The sequence below is a fragment of the Microbulbifer variabilis genome (genome assembly GCF_023716485.1).
Classification (GTDB): domain Bacteria; phylum Pseudomonadota; class Gammaproteobacteria; order Pseudomonadales; family Cellvibrionaceae; genus Microbulbifer; species Microbulbifer variabilis_B.
The window spans coordinates 4,490,632-4,515,834 of record NZ_CP092418.1 but is presented as its reverse complement, the minus strand read 5'-3'; the positions used below and the strand labels follow the sequence as shown (position 1 = coordinate 4,515,834).

Annotated in this window: 23 protein-coding genes; 11 read left to right on the top strand and 12 right to left on the bottom strand. The window is 47.7% G+C overall.

Features of this window, described 5'->3' with window-relative positions; translation table 11 throughout:
- Positions 1 to 121: 121 nt before the first annotated feature.
- From MJO52_RS19700 to MJO52_RS19690, 3 genes are all read right to left on the bottom strand, one after another.
- Positions 122 to 1,624 (bottom strand): S8 family serine peptidase, encoded by a 1,503-nt coding sequence (locus tag MJO52_RS19700; RefSeq protein WP_252083658.1) that lies wholly within the window; start codon positions 1,622 to 1,624, stop codon positions 122 to 124.
- 320 nt (positions 1,625 to 1,944) lie between these two features.
- Positions 1,945 to 4,764 carry a M16 family metallopeptidase gene (locus MJO52_RS19695; RefSeq protein WP_252083657.1) on the bottom strand — a complete coding sequence of 940 codons (2,820 nt, stop codon included), beginning with the start codon at positions 4,762 to 4,764 and terminating at the stop codon, positions 1,945 to 1,947.
- A 332-nt stretch (positions 4,765 to 5,096) separates the two neighbouring features.
- Positions 5,097 to 5,495 carry a globin gene (locus tag MJO52_RS19690; RefSeq protein WP_252083656.1) on the bottom strand — a complete coding sequence of 133 codons (399 nt, stop codon included), beginning with the start codon at positions 5,493 to 5,495 and terminating at the stop codon, positions 5,097 to 5,099.
- Positions 5,496 to 5,959: 464 nt separating this feature from the next.
- Here MJO52_RS19690 and MJO52_RS19685 point away from each other — a divergent pair, with 464 nt between their 5' ends.
- The 3 genes from MJO52_RS19685 (at position 5,960) to MJO52_RS19675 (ending at position 9,376) form a co-directional block, all read left to right on the top strand.
- Entirely contained in the window at positions 5,960 to 7,123 is a 1,164-nt protein-coding gene (locus MJO52_RS19685; protein ID WP_252083655.1) for a phosphoglycerate kinase, read from the top strand.
- A gap of 88 nt (positions 7,124 to 7,211) precedes the next feature.
- The gene (gene fba, locus MJO52_RS19680) at positions 7,212 to 8,276 is read left to right on the top strand and encodes a class II fructose-bisphosphate aldolase (protein WP_252083654.1); all 1,065 of its coding nucleotides are present in this window, start codon (positions 7,212 to 7,214) and stop codon (positions 8,274 to 8,276) included.
- 119 nt (positions 8,277 to 8,395) lie between these two features.
- Positions 8,396 to 9,376 (top strand): alpha/beta hydrolase, encoded by a 981-nt coding sequence (locus MJO52_RS19675; RefSeq protein WP_252083653.1) that lies wholly within the window; start codon positions 8,396 to 8,398, stop codon positions 9,374 to 9,376.
- A 718-nt stretch (positions 9,377 to 10,094) separates the two neighbouring features.
- Here the strand turns inward: MJO52_RS19675 and MJO52_RS19670 are convergent.
- Positions 10,095 to 10,535, bottom strand: a complete 441-nt coding sequence (locus MJO52_RS19670) for a DUF6326 family protein (protein ID WP_252083652.1) — start codon at positions 10,533 to 10,535, stop codon at positions 10,095 to 10,097.
- 545 nt (positions 10,536 to 11,080) lie between these two features.
- On the opposite strand from MJO52_RS19670, the gene MJO52_RS19665 reads away from it, so the two are divergent.
- Positions 11,081 to 11,461: a VOC family protein gene (locus MJO52_RS19665; protein ID WP_252083651.1), complete on the top strand. Its 381-nt coding sequence runs from the start codon at positions 11,081 to 11,083 to the stop codon at positions 11,459 to 11,461.
- A gap of 108 nt (positions 11,462 to 11,569) precedes the next feature.
- Here MJO52_RS19665 and MJO52_RS19660 read toward each other — a convergent pair whose 3' ends face one another.
- The 6 genes from MJO52_RS19660 to serA all read right to left on the bottom strand — a co-directional run bounded on the left by MJO52_RS19660 (position 11,570) and on the right by serA (position 17,621).
- On the bottom strand, positions 11,570 to 12,019 hold the full coding sequence (locus tag MJO52_RS19660) for a cupin domain-containing protein (protein WP_252083650.1): 450 nt from the start codon (positions 12,017 to 12,019) through the stop codon (positions 11,570 to 11,572).
- Positions 12,020 to 12,044: 25 nt separating this feature from the next.
- Positions 12,045 to 13,196, bottom strand: coding sequence for an MBL fold metallo-hydrolase (locus MJO52_RS19655; RefSeq protein WP_252083649.1), 1,152 nt, complete (start codon positions 13,194 to 13,196; stop codon positions 12,045 to 12,047).
- Positions 13,197 to 13,339: 143 nt separating this feature from the next.
- On the bottom strand, positions 13,340 to 14,122 hold the full coding sequence (locus MJO52_RS19650) for a LytR/AlgR family response regulator transcription factor (RefSeq protein WP_252083648.1): 783 nt from the start codon (positions 14,120 to 14,122) through the stop codon (positions 13,340 to 13,342).
- A complete protein-coding gene (locus MJO52_RS19645; RefSeq protein WP_252083647.1) occupies positions 14,119 to 15,198 on the bottom strand; it encodes a sensor histidine kinase in 1,080 nt (359 codons plus the stop codon). The genes MJO52_RS19650 and MJO52_RS19645 overlap by 4 nt, the downstream gene beginning before the upstream one ends.
- A 62-nt stretch (positions 15,199 to 15,260) precedes the next feature.
- Positions 15,261 to 16,169 (bottom strand): EamA family transporter RarD, encoded by a 909-nt coding sequence (gene rarD, locus MJO52_RS19640; protein ID WP_252083646.1) that lies wholly within the window; start codon positions 16,167 to 16,169, stop codon positions 15,261 to 15,263.
- 204 nt (positions 16,170 to 16,373) lie between these two features.
- On the bottom strand, positions 16,374 to 17,621 hold the full coding sequence (gene serA, locus MJO52_RS19635; protein WP_252083645.1) for a phosphoglycerate dehydrogenase: 1,248 nt from the start codon (positions 17,619 to 17,621) through the stop codon (positions 16,374 to 16,376).
- Positions 17,622 to 17,771: 150 nt separating this feature from the next.
- Between serA and MJO52_RS19630 the strand changes: the two genes are divergently transcribed.
- The 6 genes from MJO52_RS19630 (at position 17,772) to MJO52_RS19605 (ending at position 22,581) form a co-directional block, all read left to right on the top strand.
- Positions 17,772 to 18,434, top strand: coding sequence for a fumarylacetoacetate hydrolase family protein (locus tag MJO52_RS19630; protein ID WP_252083644.1), 663 nt, complete (start codon positions 17,772 to 17,774; stop codon positions 18,432 to 18,434).
- Between the two features lie 140 nt (positions 18,435 to 18,574).
- On the top strand, positions 18,575 to 20,083 hold the full coding sequence (locus MJO52_RS19625) for an aldehyde dehydrogenase (protein ID WP_252083643.1): 1,509 nt from the start codon (positions 18,575 to 18,577) through the stop codon (positions 20,081 to 20,083).
- A gap of 239 nt (positions 20,084 to 20,322) precedes the next feature.
- Complete coding sequence (locus MJO52_RS19620; protein WP_252083642.1) at positions 20,323 to 20,721, top strand: hypothetical protein; 399 nt, start codon at positions 20,323 to 20,325, stop codon at positions 20,719 to 20,721.
- A 69-nt stretch (positions 20,722 to 20,790) separates the two neighbouring features.
- Positions 20,791 to 21,105, top strand: a complete 315-nt coding sequence (locus tag MJO52_RS19615) for a DUF2007 domain-containing protein (RefSeq protein WP_252083641.1) — start codon at positions 20,791 to 20,793, stop codon at positions 21,103 to 21,105.
- Between the two features lie 164 nt (positions 21,106 to 21,269).
- Positions 21,270 to 21,656 (top strand): STAS/SEC14 domain-containing protein, encoded by a 387-nt coding sequence (locus MJO52_RS19610; RefSeq protein ID WP_252083640.1) that lies wholly within the window; start codon positions 21,270 to 21,272, stop codon positions 21,654 to 21,656.
- A 163-nt stretch (positions 21,657 to 21,819) separates the two neighbouring features.
- Positions 21,820 to 22,581 carry a TerC family protein gene (locus MJO52_RS19605; RefSeq protein ID WP_252083639.1) on the top strand — a complete coding sequence of 254 codons (762 nt, stop codon included), beginning with the start codon at positions 21,820 to 21,822 and terminating at the stop codon, positions 22,579 to 22,581.
- Positions 22,582 to 22,659: 78 nt separating this feature from the next.
- Here the strand turns inward: MJO52_RS19605 and MJO52_RS19600 are convergent, their stop codons facing one another.
- Positions 22,660 to 23,115, bottom strand: coding sequence for a phosphate-starvation-inducible PsiE family protein (locus MJO52_RS19600; RefSeq protein WP_252083638.1), 456 nt, complete (start codon positions 23,113 to 23,115; stop codon positions 22,660 to 22,662).
- A 76-nt stretch (positions 23,116 to 23,191) separates the two neighbouring features.
- Positions 23,192 to 23,788 (bottom strand): esterase/lipase family protein, encoded by a 597-nt coding sequence (locus MJO52_RS19595; RefSeq protein WP_252083637.1) that lies wholly within the window; start codon positions 23,786 to 23,788, stop codon positions 23,192 to 23,194.
- A 268-nt stretch (positions 23,789 to 24,056) separates the two neighbouring features.
- On the opposite strand from MJO52_RS19595, the gene MJO52_RS19590 reads away from it, so the two are divergent.
- Positions 24,057 to 25,004: a DUF5996 family protein gene (locus tag MJO52_RS19590; RefSeq protein ID WP_252083636.1), complete on the top strand. Its 948-nt coding sequence runs from the start codon at positions 24,057 to 24,059 to the stop codon at positions 25,002 to 25,004.
- Positions 25,005 to 25,203 lie beyond the last annotated feature (199 nt).

Genomic DNA, 25,203 nt, shown 5'->3' with positions numbered 1-25,203 from the left:
GGCTGTTCCTGCAATAACAGGCCATATTATTTCAGCTGCTGACTGCTAATTCTAATCAGAGGATGAATCCTTCCCAAAGGAGGAGCAATAAGCTCCCCCATCTGAGAAGGTTTGATCAGAATTACATGGAGCCGGTGCAACCATTGGCCGCCAGGTAATCAAATGCGGCTTTGGCCTGAACCAAGCCATAACCATAGGCATTGTCACGGCCAGCATCACCCAGGTCCTCTGCGGTAACATGCAGGGCTGTGCGAATTTCGCTATTGCTACAGTTCGGGTAGTGGCTCCAAACTAGAGCAGCTACACCAGCGACATGTGGGGTCGCCATGGAGGTGCCATTAAAGTAGGCGTAATCCTGTGCTTCGGTCTCGATAGTGGCACTGGCACCCAGCTGGGTTAATAAAGCGCTGCCATCCGCATCGGAAATACCTACGGAAGGAATATGAGTCTCCACGCCACCATGGGTACCGTAAAGCATTCCGGGTACGTTGTTGTAGATGATCGCTCCAACACCACCACCGGCTTCACAGTTCAGAACTTTATCAGCAAAGCTGATATTGCCACGTTGAATTAAACAGATTTTACCTGCTGCGCTTACGCAGGCAGATTCAGCGGTACCACAATCTTCCAAGGCTCCGGTAATCGTCCCAATGGGAGTACCAGTCATAGCTGCGGCTTCGACTTCAGCCCCTGCTACTTCCAGGGTGGCTGCCTGGCCGCTGCCAGTGGGGATGGAGGACAATACCTGCACGCCAGGCCCGGCGAGTTCAACCTGGTTGGTTTGCTGGGAGAAACCTGCGATGTTTTTGCCGCTGTCAATCGCTGCTACGGAGACAACGGAGTTGTAAGAGGCCGGGTAACTATGGCGGGTATTGCCATCATTACCAGCGGCGGCAATTGAGAGAATGCCGCGTTTATTGAGATTATCGAAACCGCGTCTCTCAAAGAAGCTAGCTCTGTCACCACCGAGGCTCATATTAATTACATTTGCACCATTCGCTGCACAATCTTCTGCAGCGGCAATCAGGGATGAAGAGTAAGCCCAGCCATCAGCACCAAATACTTTGACGATGTGCAGATTGATATTGCTGTTAGGCATTACCCCCACAACGCCAGCGTTATTATTCATGGCGGCAATAGTGCCGGCTACATGGGTACCATGGCCATTTTGATCTTCATACCAGTTGCCAGTACCCTCTGGATCGTTGCTACCAGTAACGGCATTGCCTGACAGGTCTTCGTGGGCCAGGTCGTAACCGGAATCAATGATACATACGGTACGGTTGCCAGCTTGTAAATCGCTGAGTTGGTCTGCCTGTACCATAGGGATACCGTAAGGTACTTCCTGAGATAGTGGATAACGTTTCAGATCCTCTTCAATAAAGGCGACATTGGGGTTCCTGCGTAGTGCCATTAATGCTTTTGCCGGCAGGTGTGCAGCCATAGCATTATGGTTGCGAACGTCAAGCGCTTTACGGCCGCCGTTTTGCTGAACCAGAGACCTGACGGACTCCCCCTTGCCTTCTTTGAATGTAACGATATAGCGCTTGTCTTCGGCAGTGGCAGATGTCGCTAGGCTTAATGCCAGGGCGCCGCTGGCAAATATCGAAAGGGCCTTTTTCATGAGTTACTCCTTAACAGATATTATTTTATTTTTGGGGGAAGGAAATCCTTACGGGAAGCAAATCCCGCCTTTCCCCGTCATGAAAAATAACAACCTTTTAGTTTTTGAGGAATCAAAAACGTGCTTTTTATTTAAAAAAATATATTTTTAATAGCTGGTTAAAAATTGGCGGTTTTTTCATTGAAAGGTTTTCATTTGAAAACGTTTCTTTACGGCGGGTATAAAAATAAAAAATAATACTTAAGTATTTAAATTTAGTTTTAAAGGTGTGTGAATTAGAAGCCAGGCACACTTTTGTATGCCTGGTCAGTATTAGGGGGCTAGTTCAGGGTTGTTTTTTCTATCGGATTGCCATTGGTGTCGAGTTCAATAATCTGACCAATGTTAAGTTCAAGAATACCGTTTTCTATTTTGCTTTTATCACCAACAATCACCCAGATAAATTGATCTGGCTTGATAGTGTCTTGGGCCAATTTGTGTATTGCCTGAAGGTTTACATTGCGGATTTTTTCTGCATAGCTATCCATATAATCCAGAGGGCGGTCATAAGTGATTATACTCGAAACTGCACTGGAAACAGCTTTAATGGTTTCAAAGCTACCTGGTAACTCATTGACACTTTTATTTTTTACTTTTTGCAACTCCTCTTCCTGAGCTGGTTTGTTGCTGATATAACTGCGCAACTCAGTCTGCAGTTCTAGCAGGGATTCTCTGGTTTTATCTGTTTGTACCGGTGCATAGATCATTAATGGCTGCTGGCCTTTCGCTCCCGTTAAAAAGGAATAAGCTCCATAAGCCCAATGCTTATCTTCGCGCAGGTTCATATTTAGGCGAGCGGTGAATGTGCCTCCAAAAATATCATTCATCATATGCATCGCATCGCGCTCAGCAATCTTTTCGGAGGGCGCCAGCAAGCCGCCAATAATAATACTTTGTTCTGCGTCAGGCTTGTTAATTAGATAGACACTGGCTTTTTGAGGATGTGCTACTCGTGTAAGGTTTTTCTGGGGCAGGGGACTTTCTGGTGCGCTCCAATCGGCAAAATGCTGTTCCAATTTCTGTGTTAATACCTCGAGGGTGATATCACCAACAGCAACTAGGGTGGCATTGTCTGGACGCAGCCAAGTTTTATGGTAGTCCACCAAGTCATCACGATTTAATGACTCTATAGAAGTCTCTGTACCGGAACCGGTAAATGGTACGCCGTAGGCATGGTCCTCTCCATAAAGTAATGGCGGTAAGCTGCGTAACGCCATTTGTACTGGACGAGTTTTTTCTTGTTGAATAGCAGCGATCCAGCGCGACCGTTTACGTTCAATTTCCTCTTCTGAGAAAGCCGGGTGCATAACAATGTCGGCGAATAGCGCTAGGGAGTCATCTAAGTTGGTTTTCAAGGCATTTAGGCGCACGGTAGAAGTGTCGATGTCGGCTCCTGCGCCAATATGTGCACCCAGTATTTCCTCTCTCGCACTGATCTGCAGTGCATCCAGTTTGCTGGTGCCCTCTTTCAGCATGGACATCGCATAGCTGGATGTGCCCAATTTGTTGCCTTGATCTGCGGCATATCCGGCATCAAACTGCAGGCGTAGATCCACGACAGGTACAGAGTTTCGTTCAGCCAGGACTACTTTAAGTCCGTTAGAAAGCTCGGCTGTTTGTAGCTTGGGGAAGGGTACACTGGGGAAATTGCCCGTCTCAGGTAGTTTGCTGCGGTCAGCCCCGCTTTTGGTTGCTTTGTATTCGGGGAAGGGCAGAACCTCAAGATTGTAATCACCACTGGACAACCATTTCTGTGCAGCTTCACGAACCTTTTGTGGGGTGATTTTTTGTTTCTCACTCAGTGCATCCAGATAGGCATTGGGGCTGTTTTTATAGAGCTCGCCACGGGCAAGGAGTACCCCTTTACCGCTCCAGCCTCCGACTTGCTCGAGGCTGCGCACCATTGAGGCGTATTCGCTCATATTTACCCTGGCCAGCTCCTCCTCGGTTGGCCCTGCGGCAAGGAATTTCTCCAGCTCTTCCTCAATGGCGGCCTCCACCTTAGCAGGCGCTACACCGGGCTTGACGTCTGCGGTAATAGGGAAGATGGAGGAAAGTTCGAATTCATGCAGGCCAACGCTGATATTGGTGGCGATTTGGTCCTTGTAAACCAGACGCTTATACAGGCGTGAATTCTTGCCGTCACCGAGCACTGCTGCGGCCAGAGCAATAGCATTGGCGTCTTCATGGGTGAGGTTGGGGGTATTCCAGACTTTATACAGGCGGGGCTGGGCTACGCGGTCGAACATTTGCTCGCGGCTGGATTGATCCCGTTTTGCAATCCAGGCCTTTTTCTTTATTAGGGGAGGGCCGGCGGGGATATCGCCAAAGTAGTGGCTCACTTTAGCCTTGGCCGTTTCCACGTCGATATCGCCAGCTAGGACCAATACGGTATTAGCTGCACCATAGTATTGTTTGAACCATTCATGCACATCCTCAAGGGTTGCGGCATTGAGGTCTTCCATCGAGCCGATGGTGGTCCAGGAGTAGGGATGATTGGCGGGAAAGATCGCTTTTTGCATACGCTCCCAAACTTTGCCGTAGGGTTGGTTTTGCCCTTGGCGCTTTTCATTCTGTACCACCCCGCGTTGCTCATCGAGCTTTTCCTGGGTAATCACTCCCAGTAAGTGGCCCATTCGATCGGATTCCATCCAAAGGGCCATGTCCAGTGCGTTGGTCGGTACAGTTTCAAAGTAATTGGTACGGTCTAGCCAGGTAGTGCCGTTCATTCCTGTGGCACCGGCCTGCTCAAAAGGTTTGAAATACTCATCGTTGTAATTTTCTGAGCCGCTGAACATCAAGTGCTCAAATAAATGGGCAAAACCTGTGCGTCCAGGTTTTTCATCCTTGGAACCAACGTGATACCAGACTCCCACGGAAACAATGGGAGCTTTGCGATCTTCATGAACGATAACGCGCAGGCCATTCGGCAGGGTAAATTTCTCGAAATTGATGGAAAGCGGAGCTGTGGCACTTGCTGTGGAGGTTAATGCTGAGCTGAGAGAGTTTTGTTCGTGATTATTATTTTCTGGTGCTTTTCCGCAGGCAGATATAGCCAGAATCAGTGTCAGGGGTACACTGTACTTTCGTACAATTTTCATAGTATTTCCTTGTCGAATAATCCTAATAATCGGTATTGGGGGCGCTTTTGAGTGGCAGGCAATTAACGCTGAGTCTCTTATGAGTTTCTTATTATAAAATTTTTTCTGAAAACAGATTGGCTAATTGTTTGCTGCTTTCTCCATGAATACGACACTAGTTCATGGAGGAGTTACCTGTGCAATACGATCTAAAGAGTTAGTGGGTCTGCTGTAGACCTATATTGATGCACGATGAATTGAGCTTTATTACTGAGTTCTTATAGCGGGCGAGGGAGCACCTGGCAAATACGCTGCTTTACGCGTAGGTGGCTCCCAATAAAAAGCCTAATGACTTAGTAGGCTTGGCGAATGATATCGATTCCTGGTGTGATGGCACGGTTCCATGCCGCTTCGATCTCAGGGGAGAACGCACTGTCATGTTGGCGTAGGGTGGCTATCAGGGCATCCAGCCACAGGCGGTACCATTCTGGGCGAATATTATAGCCAGTGCGGTCGTGGCTTTTACCCAGGGCGCGCAGCTTGGTGTCAGACATACCACGGGAGTAAAGCACTAATTGCATAATGCCGTTACGCAACAAATGCCGCTGGGCCTTCATATCTGTATTGGCAAACAGATTGCGAATATCCGCGGAGCTGCCCATAAAGCGATCGTAAAAGTCCTTAAAGAATTCCTCATTGTTGCAGCAGCGTCCGTAACTTTGAAAGACTATATCGCTGTCGGATTGTTCCATAGGTAAGAAATCTCCATATGTGCCCCGCCGCTACCGTGGTATACGCCGGGTCTTGTGTAGTAGTGCTTATTCGATGGGGTCGGCGATTCTAGCGGTGTGGCTTTTCAGCGAAAAGAACTTTTGCATCAATGGGTTACAGAGCAGAGAGGAAGGAGAACGCGAGTCGTAAGGGTGAGGCTGAATCTCTCAAGCCATAGATTCTAGTTGAGTCTTTCGTGCAGCTTCTCAGCCAAATACCTAGCTCGCGTATGGAGTTAGGAGTTTATATGAGCGCGGCTATAAGTTTGGCATTAGGTGCCTGCAGGTGCTTCTGCCAAACAGGCTTAGAGTGAATTTCGATCTTTTCTGGCTCTGACATTAAAACTGCCATGTTTTTCCTTGTTTAACTGTCGGCAGTGGTGCGGCGCAGTTGATATACTCCGCGCCCACATTTTCAGTTAATCGAAGTAGAAGAGGATTGGCGAATGGCGGTCAAATTGATGACAGATCTGGAGCTTGCGGGTAAGCGCCTACTAATTCGCGAGGACCTGAATGTACCGGTGAAAGATGGTCGGGTAACTTCTGACGCCCGTATTCGCGCGGCGCTTCCCACTATCCAGGCCGCCATTGATGCTGGTGCCAAAGTACTGCTGATGTCCCACCTGGGCCGTCCTACAGAGGGGGAGTATGCGGATGAATTCTCCCTGGCTCCGGTAGCTGCGCATTTAAGTGAACTACTCGGTCGCGAAGTGGCCCTGATCAAAGAGTGGCGTGATGGCGTCGAGCTGGCTGAGGGCGAGGTGGCGTTGCTGGAGAACGTGCGCTTCAATGCCGGCGAGAAAAAAGACAGCGAAGAGCTGGCTAAAGCTTACGCGTCACTCTGCGATATTTTTGTAATGGATGCCTTTGGCACTGCACACCGCGCCCAGGCTTCCACACACGGTGTGGCCAAGTTTGCTCCAGTCGCTTGCGCCGGTCCATTACTAGCAGCCGAACTGGATGCTCTGGAGAAGGCACTGGCTGAGCCAGCCCGTCCATTGGTTGCGATTGTGGGTGGTTCTAAAGTGTCTACCAAGCTCACAGTGTTGGAGAGTCTGGCGGATAAAGTAGACCAGCTGATTGTGGGTGGTGGTATCGCCAATACTTTCCTCGCCGCTAGCGGCAAGCCGGTGGGCAAGTCTCTCTGTGAGCACGACTTGGTGGATACCGCCAAGAGTTTGATGCAGAAGTGCGATATTCCTGTGCCCGTTGATGTCGTGACCGGTAAGGAATTCAGCGAAACAGCTGTAGCGGAAACCAAGGCCGCCGATGCTGTGGCTGAGGACGATATGATTTTTGATATTGGTCCACAATCTTCCGCAATGTTGGCGGAGATTCTTAAGGGCGCGAAAACCATTATTTGGAATGGTCCTGTAGGCGTATTCGAATTCGATCAGTTTGGCGCTGGCACTGAACATCTGTCTAAGGCCATTGCCGATAGTGATGCCTTTTCTATTGCCGGCGGTGGCGACACCCTTGCGGCTGTGGATAAATATGGTATTGCCGATAAGGTATCTTATATTTCCACGGGTGGTGGTGCCTTCTTAGAATATGTTGAAGGCAAGAAGCTGCCCGCGGTAGCCATCCTGGAGTCCCGCGGCGAAGACTGAGTACCCAATAATGCCCTCCTCTTAAATGTGGAAGGCAATAAAAGCAAAAAATTACAAATACGACGAGTAGACGAGAAAGGAATTTAATATGGCTCTTATCAGCCTACGCCAATTGCTGGACCACGCTGCCGAGCATGGTTACGGCGTACCGGCCTTCAACGTAAACAATTTGGAACAGATGCGCGCGATTATGGAGGCGGCCAAGGAAACCGACTCCCCAGTAATCGTGCAGGCCTCCGCCGGTGCGCGTAAATACGCCGGTGCGCCCTTCCTGCGTCATCTGATCCTGGCCGCCATTGAGGAATTCCCGGAAATTCCAGTGGTAATGCACCAGGACCACGGCACCAGTCCGGCAGTGTGCCAGCGTTCTATCCAACTGGGTTTCAGCTCCGTGATGATGGACGGCTCCCTGCGTGAGGACGGCAAAACCCCGGCTTCCTACGAATACAACGTTGATGTTACTCAGCGCGCAGTAGATATGGCACATGCCTGTGGTGTTTCTGTTGAGGGTGAACTGGGTTGCCTGGGTTCCCTGGAAACCGGTATGGCCGGTGAAGAGGACGGTGTTGGTGCTGAGGGCAAGCTATCCCATGATCAGCTGCTGACTGACCCGGAAGAGGCTGCGGACTTTGTACAAAAAACTAAGGTGGATGCCCTGGCAATCGCCTGTGGTACAAGCCACGGTGCCTATAAATTTACCCGCCCGCCTACTGGTGACATCCTTGCTATTGACCGTATCAAGGAAATCCACGCGCGTATCCCAGGCACCCACTTGGTGATGCACGGTTCTTCCTCTGTGCCTCAGGAGTGGCTGGCGGTAATCAATGAGTTCGGTGGTGAAATCCCCGAAACTTACGGTGTGCCGGTAGAGCAGATTTGCGAGGGCATCAAGCACGGTGTGCGTAAGGTCAATATTGATACTGACCTGCGTCTCGCCTCCACCGGCGCCACCCGTCGTTTCCTGGCCGAGAACCCGTCAGAATTTGATCCACGCAAATTCTACAAGGCTGCTATGCAAGCTATGAAGGAAATTTGTGTTGCGCGTTACGAAGCCTTCGGTACAGCCGGTCAGGCCAGCAAGATTCGTCCGCTCAGCCTTGATGCCATGAGTGAGCGTTATGCCGCTGGCGATTTGGAACCGCAAATCAAGTAAGCGCTTACTTATCTTGCAGTGAAGAAAGGCGGACATTGTGTCCGCCTTTTTCATATTTAAGTCACTATTCACTCAGCCTGTCTCTTCCCACCCAGTGAAAATGCAGTACCATTGGTTCAATGGAAACCTTGCAAGACATCAACACCTACGAAAGTAGCCCGGTAATTCAGCGCCCGGACTACTCGGCTTTGCGGCAAAAGCTGCCGCAGCTGGACTTTGCCAATGATACGGCACCGCTGCTGACTGAGATGCAAGATTACCGAAATTTTTACGACTTACATTTTCCTCTCTCCTATAAAACCGGTGTCGGCACTTTTACTGCGGCGGGCTTTGAGCTGGTGTCCCAATATTGGCTGGTTGAAAAACCACGCGGTACCTTGTTTATCTGCCATGGTTATTTCGATCACACCGGTATTTATGGACCAGCGATTCGTTTTGGCCTCGAGCGCAATCTCAATGTGGTGATTTTCGATTTTCCTGGCCACGGCCTCTCCAGCGGCGAGCGGGTGGCTATTCAGACTTTCCTGCAATACCGCCAGGTATTTGATCGTCTTTTATCGGTTGCCGAAGGGAAACTACCCAAGCCTTGGCACGCCCTGGGGCAAAGTACTGGTGGTGCTGCCTTATTAGCGCACTTGCAATACAGTCGTAAACAGCCACTAGATAAGGTTTTTCTGTTGGCTCCTCTGGTGCGCCCGGCCAATTGGCTTCTGGTGAAATGGAAGTACTATCTTGGACGCTTGTTTATTAGTGAACCCAGTCGAGAGTTCACGATTAATACCCACGATGCCGAATTCTCCCGGCGCCAGGCCCTGCGCGACCCCCTGCAATCCAGGGTAATTTCCATGTGTTGGCTCGGCGCCATGGTGGATTGGATCAAGACTTTCCCCAAAAGCGCACGAAATCCACGCAAGATCTTGGTGGTACAGGGCACCGGTGATGGCACGGTGGATTGGCGCTATGATATGCGCGCAATTCGCGATCGTTTTCCGCATTGCCACCGAGTATTAATTCGCGGTGCCCGCCACCAAATGATCAATGAAACCCAGCCCTATAGGCATCAGATACTGGCTGCTATGGATGACTGGTTAAATAGATAGGCTAAAAAGCCTCTCATTCCCCAATTTTATCTATGCTAATTTTCCACTGATCTTCTCATATTATTAAATTGAGAGGCTTTATTGGGCTCGGTAATTCTATTGATTGAGCCTTTCATCATATGTTTCATGTTTTTCAAAGTGAGAGGGAGATTCTTACCAAAGGATTTCTCCGGTAATTAGGGAGGTGAACAAGGGTAAGAAAATGATTGAGGGGGGGGTGTCTAGAGAGGCAAATTTCTTTCTCAAGTAATATGTACTTTTTTTAGCCCCTAAGAAAAAATCATAAGTATTTACAATCCTGTGCGGTGTCAGCAGTCTACTGACACTATTCCATGGCTGAAAAATTATGATGGATTGTTGTTGGGAGCTTGTGTCTTAAACAGAAAGGCCCGTTGTAGATGTATTTTAATTCTGAAAAAAATTGAATGGGTTGTTAATTTTTAGAAAGTAATTTTTTTGGAGTTGCACTAAAAAATTTAGTAAGACCTATAATATCTGAAGTGAAATATAAGGTTGAAGAAATACCCTGTTTTTGAGAAAAACAACTATATTGGTGATAGTTAAAGTGCTTGTTGATGGCGGTTGTATGAAGGTTCTGCCCACTTGACCTGGATCGATATTTTTGGTCCAGGTCAAGCATGTTGAAATCAAGGTATGAAAGGTTTGAGGTGGAATTATATTTTCTATCTTGCGTTCTTATTGATTATTCTGCTTATTATCATGTTTCTTCTTTAGGCCACTGCCAAGCCAGCCAAATAATTACTAACTTAAGAGTGATTTCAATAAAGCCTAGATAAAAATAGAAGTACCATGATGACATGAGCATTGTGGCACCCAAGAATATAATAAATATTGTGGCAACAATTATATTAAGCCATTGGCAAATCTTCGGCTTTAGCATTAAGGTTAGTGCAACCATAATGCATGGTATTGATACTATTATCGCCACTGAAAGCAGTGAACCTTGAGTAACTGCACCGAATGGGCCAAATCCCTCTATAATTCTCTCAATTTTTCCTATCTTGAACAGTCCAAAGAAATCTCCATATATATAACAAAATAATACTGATGCCCACAAAGCAGATATTTTAATTTTCACATTTACATAAGGTTCAGATAAACTGACTGTGGTTTTTCGTGTTTCTTTTTTGTTACTCATGATGTCCTCTAGACTTTATGTACGACTGCTTCTTTATTTGAGTTGGTTTCAATTCTTGGCATACTTTATTTGAGTCATTTTGTTTTCCTAAAAAACGTTATTTGAGTCCTATACATAGAGCATTATCATGCAATAAGGATATTATTAGATGGTGCCATTAACATTGTGTTTTCAGATTAGCCCACATATTCTTCGTCTTCGCTTGCCCTATATGATTTCATGTTGCCTATAACAGCTGATATCGACTTTTCCCTTCTTGCATTTAATCTAAACTTCATCTTCTGATAGTTGATTAATATTTATCCTCTATGCCTCCTTTTGTTCGAGAGTTTATGTTTAGGCTATTAGTGTTGCTATCTGGAGATTGACGGAATGCTGAATGAGAGCGTTGAATGGCAGTATGCAGCGATAAAGTGTTGACCAATTTTTAGTCGGGGTAGATGATAGTCATACTGGAGAAGACGTGGAGTAAGAGGAACTCAGTTATTACTACCTAGATAACCTTACAGGTTGTCTTGTCATTTACTATTGAACAGGAGGGTGTAATGTTTAGTCATATCATGGTTGGTGCTAATGATGTTCAGCGGTCTAAAGCATTTTATGATGCTGTTTTAGGTGCTCTGGGGTATGAGCCAGGTGTTATTGATGAAAAAGGTCGCTGCTTTTACTTCACTAAAACCGGTGTCTTTGCTATTTCCAAGCCTATTGATGGGGAAGTAGCTTCTCATGCCAATGGCGGTACTATAGGTTTTAGTGCAAAGAGTACTGAAGAAGCTGATGCTTGGCATCAAGCAGGTCTTGCTAATGGCGGGGTTGCTTGTGAAGATCCTCCTGGAATACGTGAGGGTGTAGCTGGCAAATTGTATATTGCCTATTTGCGTGATCCTGCAGGAAATAAAATTTGTGCCTTACATCGGGTGGGGTAAAGTTTCTGATTTGATAGAATCGCCAGCCTTAATTGTGCTGGCGATTCTTGGTGCGCTAACGAGACAGGCTAATGTGAGTAGCCATTAAATTTTATTTTTTATGTTGCCTTAATTTATTTTTTCTTCTGGATTTTTGAAAATGGTTGTTGGTTCCCCTTCAGGGCCAGAGTAGAAAAGAATGATAGTTACTGGTTCACTACCATCGTTGCGACCATAATGCCATTTATTGGTGACCTCAATAAAAGCTTTTCCCTCTCCGAGAGTTAGTGTTTCTTTTTGTCCAGGAAGAACAATAGTCAACGTGCCTTTCTCAATATACACACCGTTTAAAACAGGATGTTTGTGTACTGGCATTTGCTTTCCTGGGGGGATTTTTACGCGAACAATAGTTAGCTCTTGTTGACCCGGTTTCATTTCAGGGAGTTTATGCCCCTCCCAGTCTTTGCTTGAAGCCACTAATTTTTCGAACGTTACACCACCAATATCTGCCTCTCCCTTAGCACTTAAGGGAAGTGTTAGGCAAGCAGATACAAGAATCATAGTTTGAAGAGACTTCATAAGGAGTTTCCATATGATTTTCAGGTTAGAGTTTAGAGCCGCTATTTTCTGTTGATTGCTTATGTTGTATGTCTTGCTTATTTGTGGGTTTTTTACTTGCTTTATTGTTCTTGCTGTCTGATGGATACTCCACCCTACATTGTCCGCGTCCACTATCTGCAAGTGTTATTTTATCTAAGTCATCCATTACTCTGATAGGGCCCGTGTAATAGTTGCTCATGCCGGCAATAAATTCCTTTTTATCGGCTTCCGTTACCGGGGGTGGAATAAGATGAGTCAAAGCTACAGATTTTACTCCAGCTTTAGTTGCCATTTTGGCAATATCCAGGGTGTTAGAGTGATAATGAATGATTTGATCCGCTTTTTCATAGCGAAGTCGTGCCCTGCGATTGTTCCCCGTTTGCTTGAGTTTACTAATGTATTGAGCATAGCTGAGGGCTTCAGAAATTAATAAATCCGCGTCACGTTCAATATTTTCCAGGCCATCGAATACATGGGTATCTCCGGTGATAATGACTTTACAAGGACCGAAACGTATCTCATAGCCAAATGCTGGAAATACGGGTTCATGATGCACGGCAAAGACAGAAACCGTAGTGTTTCCATGGTGCCAGACTTCCTGAATAACTTCCGATTGATCTCCGGCAATATTTATTAGGTGTGGAGTGGCAACAGCTAAAACGGGATCGAGTATCCCTTGTCTATTTGCTGATCTAAAGAGAATATCGGGTCCAAAACTCTTCCTGATCCCCTCCATAATGTTGAAAATACCATAGGGCCCATAAACGTTGATCGGTTTGCTGGCGCCTACAAACCAGGATTCATTAATCACCATTGCCAGCCCCCCAAAATGATCGGAGTGCCAGTGAGTAATAAATATAGGGTCCACTTGAGCCAAGTTAAGATCCAGCTGGCCGATACGCGCTGTCGTACCTTCACCCGCATCAACTAGGAATAATTTTCCACTACTGCGTATTGCTACACAGGCAGGATGGCGCAGCCATTGATAGGCCGGGTCCGGGGTTCCGGTGCCACAGAAGTAAATATGCATCTTGCCATCGTCTTCCACATAGGGAGGATAGTGACGAAGGGATTCAGGTTGTTTGGCTGTCGAATGAGAAGACAGAATTGAGAAGAGTAGAATGGCCAGGAAAAGTTTGGCGAAAACTTTCAGCATTTTTTTGCCAATCGTTGATCTTGGAGATAAACCAAGAGTAAGCCCGGATCTATAAAACTTCCATTTTGTTCATCCCTAGACTTCAGATCTTATCTTTTTAAGTTCTTTTAATTACCGAGGTATAAAACCAGTCTTTGCTTTGGTTACATTTGCTTAAATAAGTGCATATAGCGTCTGCTGACAGGCAAAACTTCCTGGCAATATTTTAAATGTATTTGAGCTGTATCTCCGTCTCGGATGACATGTTGAATGGCTTTAAAGTTAACGACTACTGAGCGATGTACTTGTACGAAATGTTGTGGGTCCAGCTGGGCAGAAAGGTCTTTTAGAGGTGTTTTAATCAGTGCTTCAGATGTCTTCCCATGTGATTCACTCCAGGCTATTAGCGTATATTTTTCATCGGAACGTAAATAGTGGATATCCTCTACCGCGATTAAACGCAGGGTGTTTCCAATAGAGGCTTTAATCCAGCGCAAATAATTGCTTGGTTGCGTCTTTTGAAACTGCTCGGTAATTTGTTCCAACGACTGAAGGCTGTTTTTTACTGAGCTTGTCATTTGCAGGCGTTCTTGCAGACGAGACACGGTGTTGGCTAGTCGGTCGTTTTCCACAGGCTTAACCAGATAATCCAGGGCTTCTTGCTGGAAGGCCTTCACGGCATATTGATCGTAGGCGGTAATAAAGACCAAATGGGCGCGGCGGCCAATTTCCTGTGCTGCCTCAACGCCGGAAATACCCGGCATTTGGATATCGAGAAAGCAAATATCCGGCTGGTGGAGCTCAAATAACTCTATGGCTTCTCGGCCATTGCGCGCCTCCGCCACAACTTCCAATTCGGGCCATTGGGCGGCAAGTTTGCGAATAAGGGCTTGACGCAGTAGGGGCTCATCATCGGCGACCAGGGCGGTAGCAGTGCACAGTGTCATAGGTGTTGTTTCCTGGCGATAGGGTAGTGGATTTCTGCGAGCATTCCCCGAGGTTGTAGGGCCGATAATTCCAGCGAAGCCGTTTCCCCAAAAGTAAGGCGTAAACGTTCTCGCAATGTTGAAAGTCCTGTCCCCATTCCGCTGGTTTTACCTTGCATGCCCACCCCGGTATCTTGAACTTTTACCCTGCACATACCTTTATGTAGGAGTACACGTATTTTTATTTCACCGCCGCTTTCGCTGGGATCTATGCCATGGCGAACGGCATTTTCAACAAGGGTCAATAAGGCCAAAGAAGGGCAGGGTAGTGAGTGAACCTCTTCATCGGCATTGATAGAAAAATGCAGGCGATCGGGCATGCGCATTTTCATCAGGGACAGGTAAGCTTTGACCAGGGACAGTTCTTGGCCAAGAGTGCTCTGGCTTGAATCCAACTGTGGAATGGTTGCACGCAGATAGGTGATCAGGCTGTCCAGTAGTGCTGGTGCCTGTGGAGAGGCGGAATCCACCAACTCGCGCACATTGGCGAGCGTATTAAAAAGGAAGTGTGGCGTTACCTGGGACTGTAACAATCGCAAGCGACTATCCAGTGCCTGCCGCTCCAGTGCGCCCCGCGCACGTTCAAATTGTCTGGCCTGCTCGCGTACTATTTCATCTCGCTGGCGCAATAGGGCGGACATGGCGATCCAGGGGGCAAACAATACACCGGTTACCATAATGGCAAGAAAGCCCAGGTGCTGGTCGTGGTTTTGCCAAAATGAGGGTCCACCTTCTTCTGCTGTGCCCATGTAGACGGTCAGTAAGGCCAAGGGTATGGATAGAGCTACCCCAACAACTTGAAGGGCCCAGCGCGGTAATGATTGCGGTAACTTTTGGGGCCAATGTTCCAACAGTCTGTAAGACAGCAGCGCGGCCAGTGCGGAACTGCTGGTGCGCACCAGCAGTTCTGGATAAGTACCTTTCCAGTAAAGTCCTAGGAGCAGGGTCCAAGCCAGTATGGCGATTAGCACCGTAAGTAACTGCTGCCGGCCGGGAAGCGGCAACTTATCGATTGAAAGTTGAGGGGGTTGGTGCATGGCGGTACTTAATCCTTATCCGTAGCCGCCATTTTCACACACTGGGCTGGCGAAGCTTATCCTTAAAGTGAGGCCTTGCCCTGCAAATGGAGTTTGCGTCTTTGTGCCAGGGCATCCATTGAGTAGAGCGCTAGACCCATCCATACAAACATAAAGGTAGTGAGTTTGCCCTCGCTAAATGGCTCACCAAGCATTTGGGTGGCGACCACCAGCATTAGTGAGGGCCCGATGTACTGCAGGAATCCCACCGTGGATAAGTTCAGCCTGCGCGCAGCAATTGTGAATAACAGCAGTGGCACTAGGGTGACGGGGCCGGCCAATACCAACAGACTGTTTAGTTCCCAGCCGTTGTTCAATAAGTTACTGGTGGGGCTGGCGCTCCAAAGCAGGTAGATCAAGGCTACCGGCAACATATACAGAGTCTCTATGGCCAGCCCGGTAAGGCTTTCCACCGGCGCACGTTTGCGCGCAAGCCCATAGAGGGCGAAAGACCCAGCCAGGAATAGGGCGATGACCGGCACACGGCCGAACTGCCAGAGTTCGTGGACAATACCCATGGCGGCAAGCGCCACCGCCAACCATTGTAGGCGCCGCAATTTTTCTCCTAGGAATAAAACCCCCAGGACAATATTGATTAATGGGTTGATGTAGTAGCCGAGACTACTTTCCAGCAGATGGCCATTGTTAATAGCCCAAATAAATACCAGCCAGTTACCGCCAATCAGTGCGGTAGTAAGGGTCAACACCCGCATTTTCTTGTGGTCGCGCAGAGTGCGGATAAGATCGGGCAATTTGCCCAGCAGTAACATAATCAGCAGCGCCAGCGCGAAGGACCAGATACTGCGGTGGGCGAGGATCTCAGCTGCGGGAATGCCTTGTAGCTGATTAAAGTAAATTGGGGCCAGCCCCCAAATAAGGAAGGCGGCAACGCCGGCGAGAAAGCCGGTAGTGGCGGTATCGTTGTTGCGCAAGGGAACACCTGCTATGGAAAATGCGATGTTGGCTTGGGCCCGGTCACGCGAGAGGGTGCGTGTGGGACTGAACCAACAGAATAGGAGCTGCTATTGTAGAAGTGAGCGCCATGGTGGATCAATCCTTTTATCGATCAGCTGAGGGCGCAGAAAGACGGGTGGCAGAGGAGTTGCACACCCGTCCATAGAGGGCTTTCTAGGGAGCTAGAACAACACGCGGCAGCGCAGGGTGCCGGGGATATTCTTCAGTTTTTCCAGCGCTAGGTCCGAGTAAGCCGCATCCACATCAATCACCACATAACCCACTGTCTCGTTAGTCTGCAGGTATTGGGCAGAGATGTTGATGGCATTATCTGAGAACACCTGGTTAATGGCACTCAATACACCGGGGACATTTTTGTGGATATGCAGCAGGCGATGGGTACCGGCGTGTCCTGGCAGTGCCACCTCGGGGAAATTCACAGAGCTGGTGGTGGTACCGTTATCGGAGTAGTGCGCCAGTTTTTCCGCCACCTCGGTGCCGATATTTTCCTGGGCTTCCATGGTGGAGCCGCCCACGTGGGGAGTCAGCAGGGCGTTGTCGATGCCGCGCAGTGGGGAGAGAAATTCATCGTCATTGCCGCGTGGCTCTACCGGGAATACATCGATAGCGGCACCGGCCAGGTGCTTACTATTGAGGGCTTCTGCCAGGGCTTCAATATTCACCACGGTGCCACGGGAGGCGTTTAGCAATATGGCGCCGGGCTTCATTTGTGCGATTTCTTCGGCACCCATCATCATTTTGGTAGAGGGCAGCTCGGGTACATGCAGGGAAACGACATCGGACTCGCGCAGTAACTCCTGCAAGGAGCCTACCTGGCTGGCGTTGCCCAACGGTAGCTTGGTGATGACATCATAAAATTTCACCCGCATACCGATGGCCTCAGCCATGACTGATACCTGCGAGCCAATAGCACCGTAACCGATAATCCCCAGGGTTTTACCGCGGGCTTCGAAGGAGCCCACTGCGGATTTGAGCCAGCCACCGCGATGGCACACGGCATTTTTCTCTGGGATACCGCGCAGCATGAAGATGGTCTCGGCGATAATCAGCTCCGCCACGCTGCGGGTATTGGAATAAGGCGCGTTAAATACGGCAACACCGAGCTCAGTGGCCGCTTGCAGGTCCACTTGGTTGGTTCCGATACAGAAACAGCCAACGGCAACCAGTTTCGGGGCATTTTCTAGCACCTTGCGGGTCAGCTGGGTGCGGGAGCGAATACCGATAAAATGGGCATCCGTGATCTTCTCGATCAACCGATCTTCGGGCAGGGAAGTTTTTAGAAACTCTACGTTGGTGTAGCCACGGGAGGCCAACAGATCAATAGCCGACTGGTGTACACCTTCCAGCAGCAGGATGCGAATCTTGTCTTTTTGCAGGGACTTTCTTTGATCGGAATTGTGCGGAGCCATAAACTATCTCTTCACTGAGTGCGGGTAACGCGATGTAAAAAGTGCTTTGCCACTTCTAAGAGGTGCCGAAGTCAGGCGAAGGCGCGATCATAGCACATGCTGGTTATATCGCTTTATTCGAAATTCCTATCCTAACTATCTTATTTATTTATGTACCAACACCAATTTACCTGTGGCAGTGAAGTTCCTTACAAGCTAGGCAAGATTATCTGTGTGGGGCGAAACTATGCCGACCACGCCGCCGAGTTGAATAATCCGGTACCTGAGGAGCCGTTGCTGTTTATCAAACCGGCTACTGCGGCAGTAGACATGGCCAAACCTATTCACCTGCCCACGGGACGTGGCAGCTGTCACTTCGAGGGTGAGTTGGCACTGCTGATCGATAAGAAATTGACCGATGCCAATGCGACAGAAGTTCCCCCGGCAATTGCTGGGCTGGGTCTCTCGCTGGATCTCACTTTGCGTGATTTACAGTCACAACTTAAGCAAGCCGGGCACCCCTGGGAAAAGGCCAAGGGCTTTGATAATTCCTGCCCCCTTTCTTCTTTCGTCAAATTGGACTGGTTGCCGGATTGGGACAAGCTTAGTTATTCGCTGTGGCTAAACGGCGAGCAACGCCAGTGTGGTAAAACTGAGCATATGCTCACCCCAATACTCGATTTGGTGGCCTATATCAGCAGTTACTTTACTCTTGAACCCGGCGACGTGGTATTGACTGGCACCCCAGCGGGCGTCGGTGAGCTGCATCACGGCGACAAGCTGATGATGCAGTTACAGGATGATTGGTTACAGGTGGAGACTGAGGTCGTGTAATTCTACTTAGGGGCCTGCCTCTTGGGGCCCCTTAATGTACTTGCCAAGCCACAATAAGCCGGATGCCAGCAACCCCTTTGATTTGTGATCACATTTTCGATATAACCTGAAAAAACTAATAGTCTCAGACGAGGTGTGCCATGAAAGAAGAAAATAATATCCCGCAAAACCTGCAGGAGTGGCAGGCTCTGGCGGCCTCACTCAAGATTGAAGGCCGAGCCTTTATCAATGGCGAGTATGTAGATGCTCTATCTGGGGAAACTCGTGCCACCTATAACCCCGCCAATGGTGAAGAATTGGCGCAGATCGCCAGCTGCGGTCCACAGGATGCCGATTTGGCAGTCAATGTGGCACGCGAGACTTTTGAGTCCGGTGTCTGGTCGAAAATGCCGCCGATGCAGCGCAAAAAAATCCTGGTGCGATTTGCCGAACTGATCGAAGAACACTTAGTGGAAATTGCCCTGTTGGAGAGCCTGGATGCGGGTAAGCCCATTGGCGATACCATGGCCGTGGATGTTCCCGGGGCAGCCACCACTATTCGTTGGAGTGGTGAGGCCATCGACAAGATCTACGATGAAGTTGCTCCTACAGGCCCGGGTGAGCTTGGTCTGGTAACCCGCATGCCGCTGGGGGTGGTGGCGGCAATCGTGCCCTGGAATTTCCCATTGTCCACCACCGCTTGGAAGTTGGGGCCGGCGTTGGCCACTGGCAATAGTGTGATTCTAAAGCCGGCCTCCAATACCCCGCTGACAGCGATTAAATTGGCTGGTTTGGCCAAGAAAGCAGGTCTGCCCGATGGCGTACTGAATGTATTGCCGGGACCAGGTAGTAGCTTGGGTAAGGCGCTGGGCCTGCATATGGATATCGACTGCCTCACCTTCACCGGTTCCACCGAAGTAGGCAAGACCCTCACCGAGTATTCCGGTCAGTCAAACTTGAAGCGCACTTTCCTGGAGTTGGGTGGAAAGAGCCCGAATATTGTCTTTGCTGATGCCGACTTGGATAAGGCCGCCGATGCAGCAGCACTGGCCATTTTCTATAACCAGGGGGAAACTTGTACTGCGGGTTCACGCCTGCTGGTAGAAAAGAGCATCGCTGATGAGTTTATTCAAAAGGTAAGCAAGGCTGCCGAGCGCTTTAAGCCCGGCCACCCACAAGATCCCAATACCGCAATGGGTGCGCTGATCGATCGCAGTCAGTTCGATACGGTTGAATTCTACGTGGCCAAGGGCCTGGAGCAGGGCGCGCAGCTGGTATGTGGTGGTCAGCCGGTGGATGAGGTGGCCGGTGGCTACTATTATGAGCCGACCGTATTTCGCAATGTGACTGGCGAAATGACCATCGCCCGCGAAGAGATTTTCGGCCCGGTACTGTCGGTGATCGAATTTGAAACAGAGGAGGAGGCGCTCGCCATAGCCAATGATTCCATCTACGGGCTGGCGGCAGGTATCTGGACCAACAACTTGGGCCGCGCCCATCGGATGGCCCGCGATATCTATGCGGGCTCTGTGTGGGTCAATAACTACTTTGGCGGAGATATCACTGTCCCATTTGGTGGCTTTAAACAGTCGGGTAACGGCCGGGATAAGTCCCTGCACGCCTTGGATAAGTACTGTGAATTAAAATCCACCTGGATAGATCTCAGCTAGATTCACTCTTCCTGCATCTTAGTAGCATAAATTTACAAAAGGGCCACGAATAGTGGCCCTTTCTTTGCCTCGCTAGTTTATTTATCACCCCTTTTATTTTCCTGTCACCTAGCTATTCAATCTGGCGTGAATTATTTAGTCAGCTATACCTAAGTTATCGCCTTTTAAAAATGCCTTCGGCGACATGGCCCATAAACTGGGCTGGAGTCTGTGGAAAAACCAGCTTGAGGAGAATTGGCTTGAGAAAAATCTGCCTGTTTGTCGTTATCCTGGCTGTCAGCGGAATAACACCTCTACGGGCAGCGGAGGCCCCCAGGTTTGGAGAGATTGCGGGGCTAGTCAGTGTGGAGCGAATATATGCCCAGGCAATGCGCACCACACAGGTCCACAGTTTGATTGGCAATTGGATGGAAGTATTTGTCCGGCATGGCGATGCGGTGGAAAAGGGGCAACTTTTGGCGGTTTACAAAAGTACTAGGGGGAGGGCTGTGTTGGAATATATTGCCAGTCGTTCCGGGCGGGTACTTATTAATAGCCGGGCAGCACTGAATACCGTAGAAAGTGTTCTGGAAATCATCACGGTACCCCATGAAGAATATTGTCGACATGTAGATTGCACAGCTGCAACAGAGGAATAGAGCTGATCTATCGGGTTCATCTACTGGTTGTGAGTATTCTGGGGGTTCTGGAACAGGGCCTCTTACCTCATGAAACTCATTTATACCCATGAAAACCGCCTCTTGGTGGAGCTGGTTAAAAGTCGCCTGGAAGTTGCCGGTATAGCGGTCAAACTGAAAAATGAATTTGCCCAGGGTGCATCTGGAGAGCTGGCCCCGAACCAAGCTTGGGCGGAACTTTGGTTGGAGCGAGACCGAGATTATGAGCGGGCCTGTCAGCTATTACAGGATGCCGAAGCTGAACAGAGAGGCTGGACCTGCCCCAGCTGTGGTGAAGAGAACGGGGCGGCCTTTGACTATTGTTGGCAATGCGGAAAATCACGGCCGGTAGCCTGTGAAGAATAGCTATTTTCATGTGTCCAAATTGTATTCCTTCAAGCAGAAGTAATGTTCTTAGCCTGATAAAAATAAAGCATTAATTTTTGGCGCAACGACTTCTAAGTGTTTATTTAGAGTGTGTATTGAAAGCTAACTTATCCTGTGTAGAAAACGTCAGTTAAGGGTGACCTATGAGCGATCAACCTCACGGTGTTTCTATCGGTTTGGAGCAACAAGGCAATCACTTCTTTTTGACTCTGCGAGCTCGCGGAAAACTGACGCATGAGGATTACCAGACCATGGTACCCATGCTCAACTCCGCTATTGCCGGTGTAGAAAACCCCAAGATTGATTGTCTAATGGATGCCAAGGAGTTACAGGGTTGGGAGCCGCGCGCTGCTTGGGACGATTTAAAATTAGGGTTATCTCATGGCCGTGAGTTTAATCGGATTGCGGTAATCTCTGATAAGCGCTGGATGAAAATAGCTAGTAAAGTGGGGAGCTGGTTTATCAGCGGTGAGTATAAAGTATTTGATTCTGAAGATAAGGCCATGATTTGGTTGCGTCAAGACGAATAGAGTAGCTTAATATGGCCTACTCCCTGACACTCTCTTCTGAACTCTGAGTTAGTAGAGAAGTCAGGTGACTACAAAAGATAAAGTTTGGCGCTGACTGTGCCATATTGGCCTCCCCTAGTTACGGGAAGAACATTTCAGAATAATTAATAGATAAGGAATTTTTATGTTCGAGTGGATAGCCAGCCCAGAAGCTTGGGTTGCTCTGGCTACATTGGCAGCGCTGGAAATAGTTCTGGGTATCGATAATATTATTTTTATTTCTATTCTCGTTGGGCGCCTTCCGCCCCATCAGCGCGAACCGGCTCGTTTTATTGGCCTGACCCTTGCTATGGTAATGCGCTTAGCATTATTGTTTTCCATCGTCTGGATTATGGGGCTGGTAGAGCCGCTGTTTAGTATTTTTTCAATGGAGATATCTGGTCGCGATATCATTTTAGTGGGAGGCGGCTTGTTCCTGATCGCTAAAGCCACACATGAAATACACAACAGCTTGGAGGGTGCTGAGACTGATTCGGCCTCACTGGGGACCGCCGGCTTTGGCATGGTGCTTCTGCAAATTGCCATTCTCGACATCGTATTTTCACTCGATTCTGTGATTACTGCCGTAGGTCTGGTGGATGAAATCTCCATTATGGCTGTCGCTATTGTTCTTGCGGTAATGGTTATGCTGATAGCAGCCAAACCAATAGGTGACTTCGTCGATCGTCATCCCACGGTTAAAATTCTCGCGCTGGCGTTTTTGATTATGGTTGGACTTACCCTGGTGGTAGAAGGTTTTGATGTGCATGTACCCAAGGGGTATATCTATTTTGCCATGGCATTCTCGATGGCAGTGGAGATGCTTAATTTGCGCCTACGTAGTAAGAAAGAGCGCAAAACAAAGCCGGTGCGGTTACATCATGCATTACGTGAGAGTGATAACTAGTATATAAATCCAGTCTTAATTGGGCGAATGGTGAATCAGCACTTCGCCCAATTTAAAGTGACTAATATACTGTAAAAATTAGTAATTACTTCTTTTGTTTCTCAGTATTAGGTAGGTTAATCCTAGTGCTAGAGTTGCAGCTGCCAGCCCGATTAATTCTCCCGCACTGACTTTATCCAGATCCAGAATTATAAACTTACGCGCAAGCGCCAGTATAGCAATTAAGACTACAACGGTAGTTTGAATAATACTCTGCTGCTTGGTTACCACATATTGCAGAGTGTGGCTGAACTCCAGTGCAATCAGTAAGGTAATAATCTCACCGAAAATAGTCTGGAATACTTTGTGATCAAGAGGATCTTTCATGCCGATCAATAGCATGGAGTATACAGAATAGGCAAGACGACTAATGGCGATAATAACAATTACAATAATGATAAAGGTGAGAAGTAGAGCAATAAAGCTTTCGAATTTACGGTAATAATTCTGGATGGCACTTTCTGGCTTGGCGGTCTCTTTATCTGAATTACTCATAGTTAATTGCCTGTGAAAGTAGGCTAGGCATATTAAGCATTTAGAATTTCTTAATGAGGCTATTCATAAAATATATTTACTCCATACCTGTTATGACTTCATTTTTCATCAATGAAATAACTTTAGTACTCATTGGCATTAATCTATGTAAGATAACCGGAACCTCATAAGATACACCAATTCCCAGCTGGGCACTGCTGTGTGGCATTATGGTGATGTCGTATTTAGTCCAAATTGAGACAGGTTGGGTTTGTTCCAAGAGGTGTATTGACTTGTTTAAAGATTTTAAGAAGTCACTACCCACGCGTAGCTGTTTCCCTCCTTTATATGGCAGAAAATTTGCCCAATAGCTACCATGGTGTGGAGAGGCAATAGAGATAAATTTATGCACCTTATCAATACCGCTCATGGCTTGTAGGTAATAGCGCGCGACAATTCCCCCCATGCTAAACCCTATCAACGTACAAGTCTCCTCTCCCTTAAGTATATTCTCCATCTTTGCCATTAATTGAGCGGATAAATGCTCCATACCGTGCCAACCTGAGTTGTAACGCAAGTGAATGTAATGTGTGTTATAGCCTGCTTCAGAAAGTATACGTTGCATTTTTAACAGAGAAGTACCCCGGTCAAAAATCCCGGGGACTAATAGAACAGTATGGCTTTTGCGGCTCATGCGTGACAGGTATTCAGTTGTTTAGAGTTGGTATGTTTGGGGTAACACGATTAACTTATTAGTTTCTCGACTGAAGAGTGTAGTTTGCAAGTCAAAGGCGTAGGAATTTGCTTGGTGACACTAATAATGTATTTGTAAGTTATGTTGGCATGTAGAGAATCATTTGGTGTCGATAATGTTGCTGTTGTGGATTTTTCCGAATGCTGCTTATTTTTTTGCTGAGGCAGTAGCCTTTTATTTTATTTGTTGTGAGTGATCGGAGTGAAATATGAAGATGCCTTCAAATCGTTCTAAGAATTCAGATTGGCCTGAACTTCACTTTCAAGATTGGTCAGACACAGTGGCCACATTACATCTGTGGACACAGATCATTGGTAAGATTCGCTTGGTTCAGACACCTTGGACAAACCACTCCTGGCATGTGCCTTTTTATATATCAGCAAGGGGATTGAATACTTCTCTGATCCCCTATGATGGAAGAGCTTTTTCTATTGAATTTGATCTTCTTGAGCATCAACTTTCAATATTGGTCAGTGATGGTGGCAGGCGTATCATACCGTTAACGCCAATGTGCGTTGCCGATTTCTATATGGCGGTTATAAATGTAATGAGGGATCTTGGTCTTTCAGTTGAAATCTATACCACACCTAGTGAGATTGCCAATAGTATCCCCTTTGAAGAGGATAGGAATCATTGTCATTATGACTCAAGGTTTGCAACCCGTTTTTGGCAGGTGCTAGTGCAAATAGATAGAGTTTTTAAAGAGTTTCGTTCCCGTTTTATAGGGAAATGCAGTCCTGTGCATTTTTTCTGGGGAAGTTTTGATTTAGCGGTTACACGTTTCTCTGGCAGAGAGGCACCTCTGCATCCTGGAGGTGTTCCAAATTTCCCTGACTGGGCTGCTCAAGAGGCATACTCTCATGAAGTCAGTAGTGCTGGGTTTTGGCCCGGCGGAGGAGGTTATAAAGATGCTGCATTTTATTCTTATACGTATCCTGCATCTGATAAATTTTCGGGTCAAGAGGTTAGTCCGGATTCTGCGTTTTATTCAAAGGAGCTGTCTGAATTTATCCTTCCTTATGATGAGGTGAGGAAGTCTACGGCACCAGATGAAACATTATTGGCTTTTCTGCAGAGTACCTATGAAGCTGCAGCGAGCACTGGAGGGTGGGATCGGAGTGCTCTAGAGAAAGAATTTATTCCAAAAGCTAGATAGAAATATTGATAGCAAAATCATAGGTATGATTATTAAGGTGGATGTAATCTTGTTTTTGTATGGTAATTCCTGAGCTGAAAATAAACTATCTTACACGTAGTTAGGGAGGGAAAGCTAAAGTTAAAATTTCTTGTGTGTTTATTTTTTGCTAAGCTTGGATATCGCACTATAAGTAGTGTGATATCCAAGGGTATGGATT

Coding starts and splice junctions, on each gene's coding strand:
- MJO52_RS19610 (WP_252083640.1), top strand. CDS start 21,270: ATGAGCGATCAACCTCACGGTGTTTCTATCGGTTTGGAGCAACAAGGC.
- MJO52_RS19595 (WP_252083637.1), bottom strand. CDS start 23,788: ATGAGCCGCAAAAGCCATACTGTTCTATTAGTCCCCGGGATTTTTGAC.
- MJO52_RS19690 (WP_252083656.1), bottom strand. CDS start 5,495: ATGGAACAATCCGACAGCGATATAGTCTTTCAAAGTTACGGACGCTGC.
- MJO52_RS19695 (WP_252083657.1), bottom strand. CDS start 4,764: ATGAAAATTGTACGAAAGTACAGTGTACCCCTGACACTGATTCTGGCT.
- MJO52_RS19600 (WP_252083638.1), bottom strand. CDS start 23,115: ATGAGTAATTCAGATAAAGAGACCGCCAAGCCAGAAAGTGCCATCCAG.
- MJO52_RS19605 (WP_252083639.1), top strand. CDS start 21,820: ATGTTCGAGTGGATAGCCAGCCCAGAAGCTTGGGTTGCTCTGGCTACA.
- MJO52_RS19590 (WP_252083636.1), top strand. CDS start 24,057: ATGAAGATGCCTTCAAATCGTTCTAAGAATTCAGATTGGCCTGAACTT.
- MJO52_RS19625 (WP_252083643.1), top strand. CDS start 18,575: ATGAAAGAAGAAAATAATATCCCGCAAAACCTGCAGGAGTGGCAGGCT.
- MJO52_RS19645 (WP_252083647.1), bottom strand. CDS start 15,198: ATGCACCAACCCCCTCAACTTTCAATCGATAAGTTGCCGCTTCCCGGC.
- MJO52_RS19700 (WP_252083658.1), bottom strand. CDS start 1,624: ATGAAAAAGGCCCTTTCGATATTTGCCAGCGGCGCCCTGGCATTAAGC.
- MJO52_RS19670 (WP_252083652.1), bottom strand. CDS start 10,535: ATGAGTAACAAAAAAGAAACACGAAAAACCACAGTCAGTTTATCTGAA.
- MJO52_RS19655 (WP_252083649.1), bottom strand. CDS start 13,196: ATGCTGAAAGTTTTCGCCAAACTTTTCCTGGCCATTCTACTCTTCTCA.
- MJO52_RS19615 (WP_252083641.1), top strand. CDS start 20,791: ATGAAACTCATTTATACCCATGAAAACCGCCTCTTGGTGGAGCTGGTT.
- fba (WP_252083654.1), top strand. CDS start 7,212: ATGGCTCTTATCAGCCTACGCCAATTGCTGGACCACGCTGCCGAGCAT.
- MJO52_RS19665 (WP_252083651.1), top strand. CDS start 11,081: ATGTTTAGTCATATCATGGTTGGTGCTAATGATGTTCAGCGGTCTAAA.
- MJO52_RS19630 (WP_252083644.1), top strand. CDS start 17,772: ATGTACCAACACCAATTTACCTGTGGCAGTGAAGTTCCTTACAAGCTA.
- MJO52_RS19685 (WP_252083655.1), top strand. CDS start 5,960: ATGGCGGTCAAATTGATGACAGATCTGGAGCTTGCGGGTAAGCGCCTA.
- MJO52_RS19660 (WP_252083650.1), bottom strand. CDS start 12,019: ATGAAGTCTCTTCAAACTATGATTCTTGTATCTGCTTGCCTAACACTT.
- MJO52_RS19675 (WP_252083653.1), top strand. CDS start 8,396: ATGGAAACCTTGCAAGACATCAACACCTACGAAAGTAGCCCGGTAATT.
- serA (WP_252083645.1), bottom strand. CDS start 17,621: ATGGCTCCGCACAATTCCGATCAAAGAAAGTCCCTGCAAAAAGACAAG.
- MJO52_RS19650 (WP_252083648.1), bottom strand. CDS start 14,122: ATGACACTGTGCACTGCTACCGCCCTGGTCGCCGATGATGAGCCCCTA.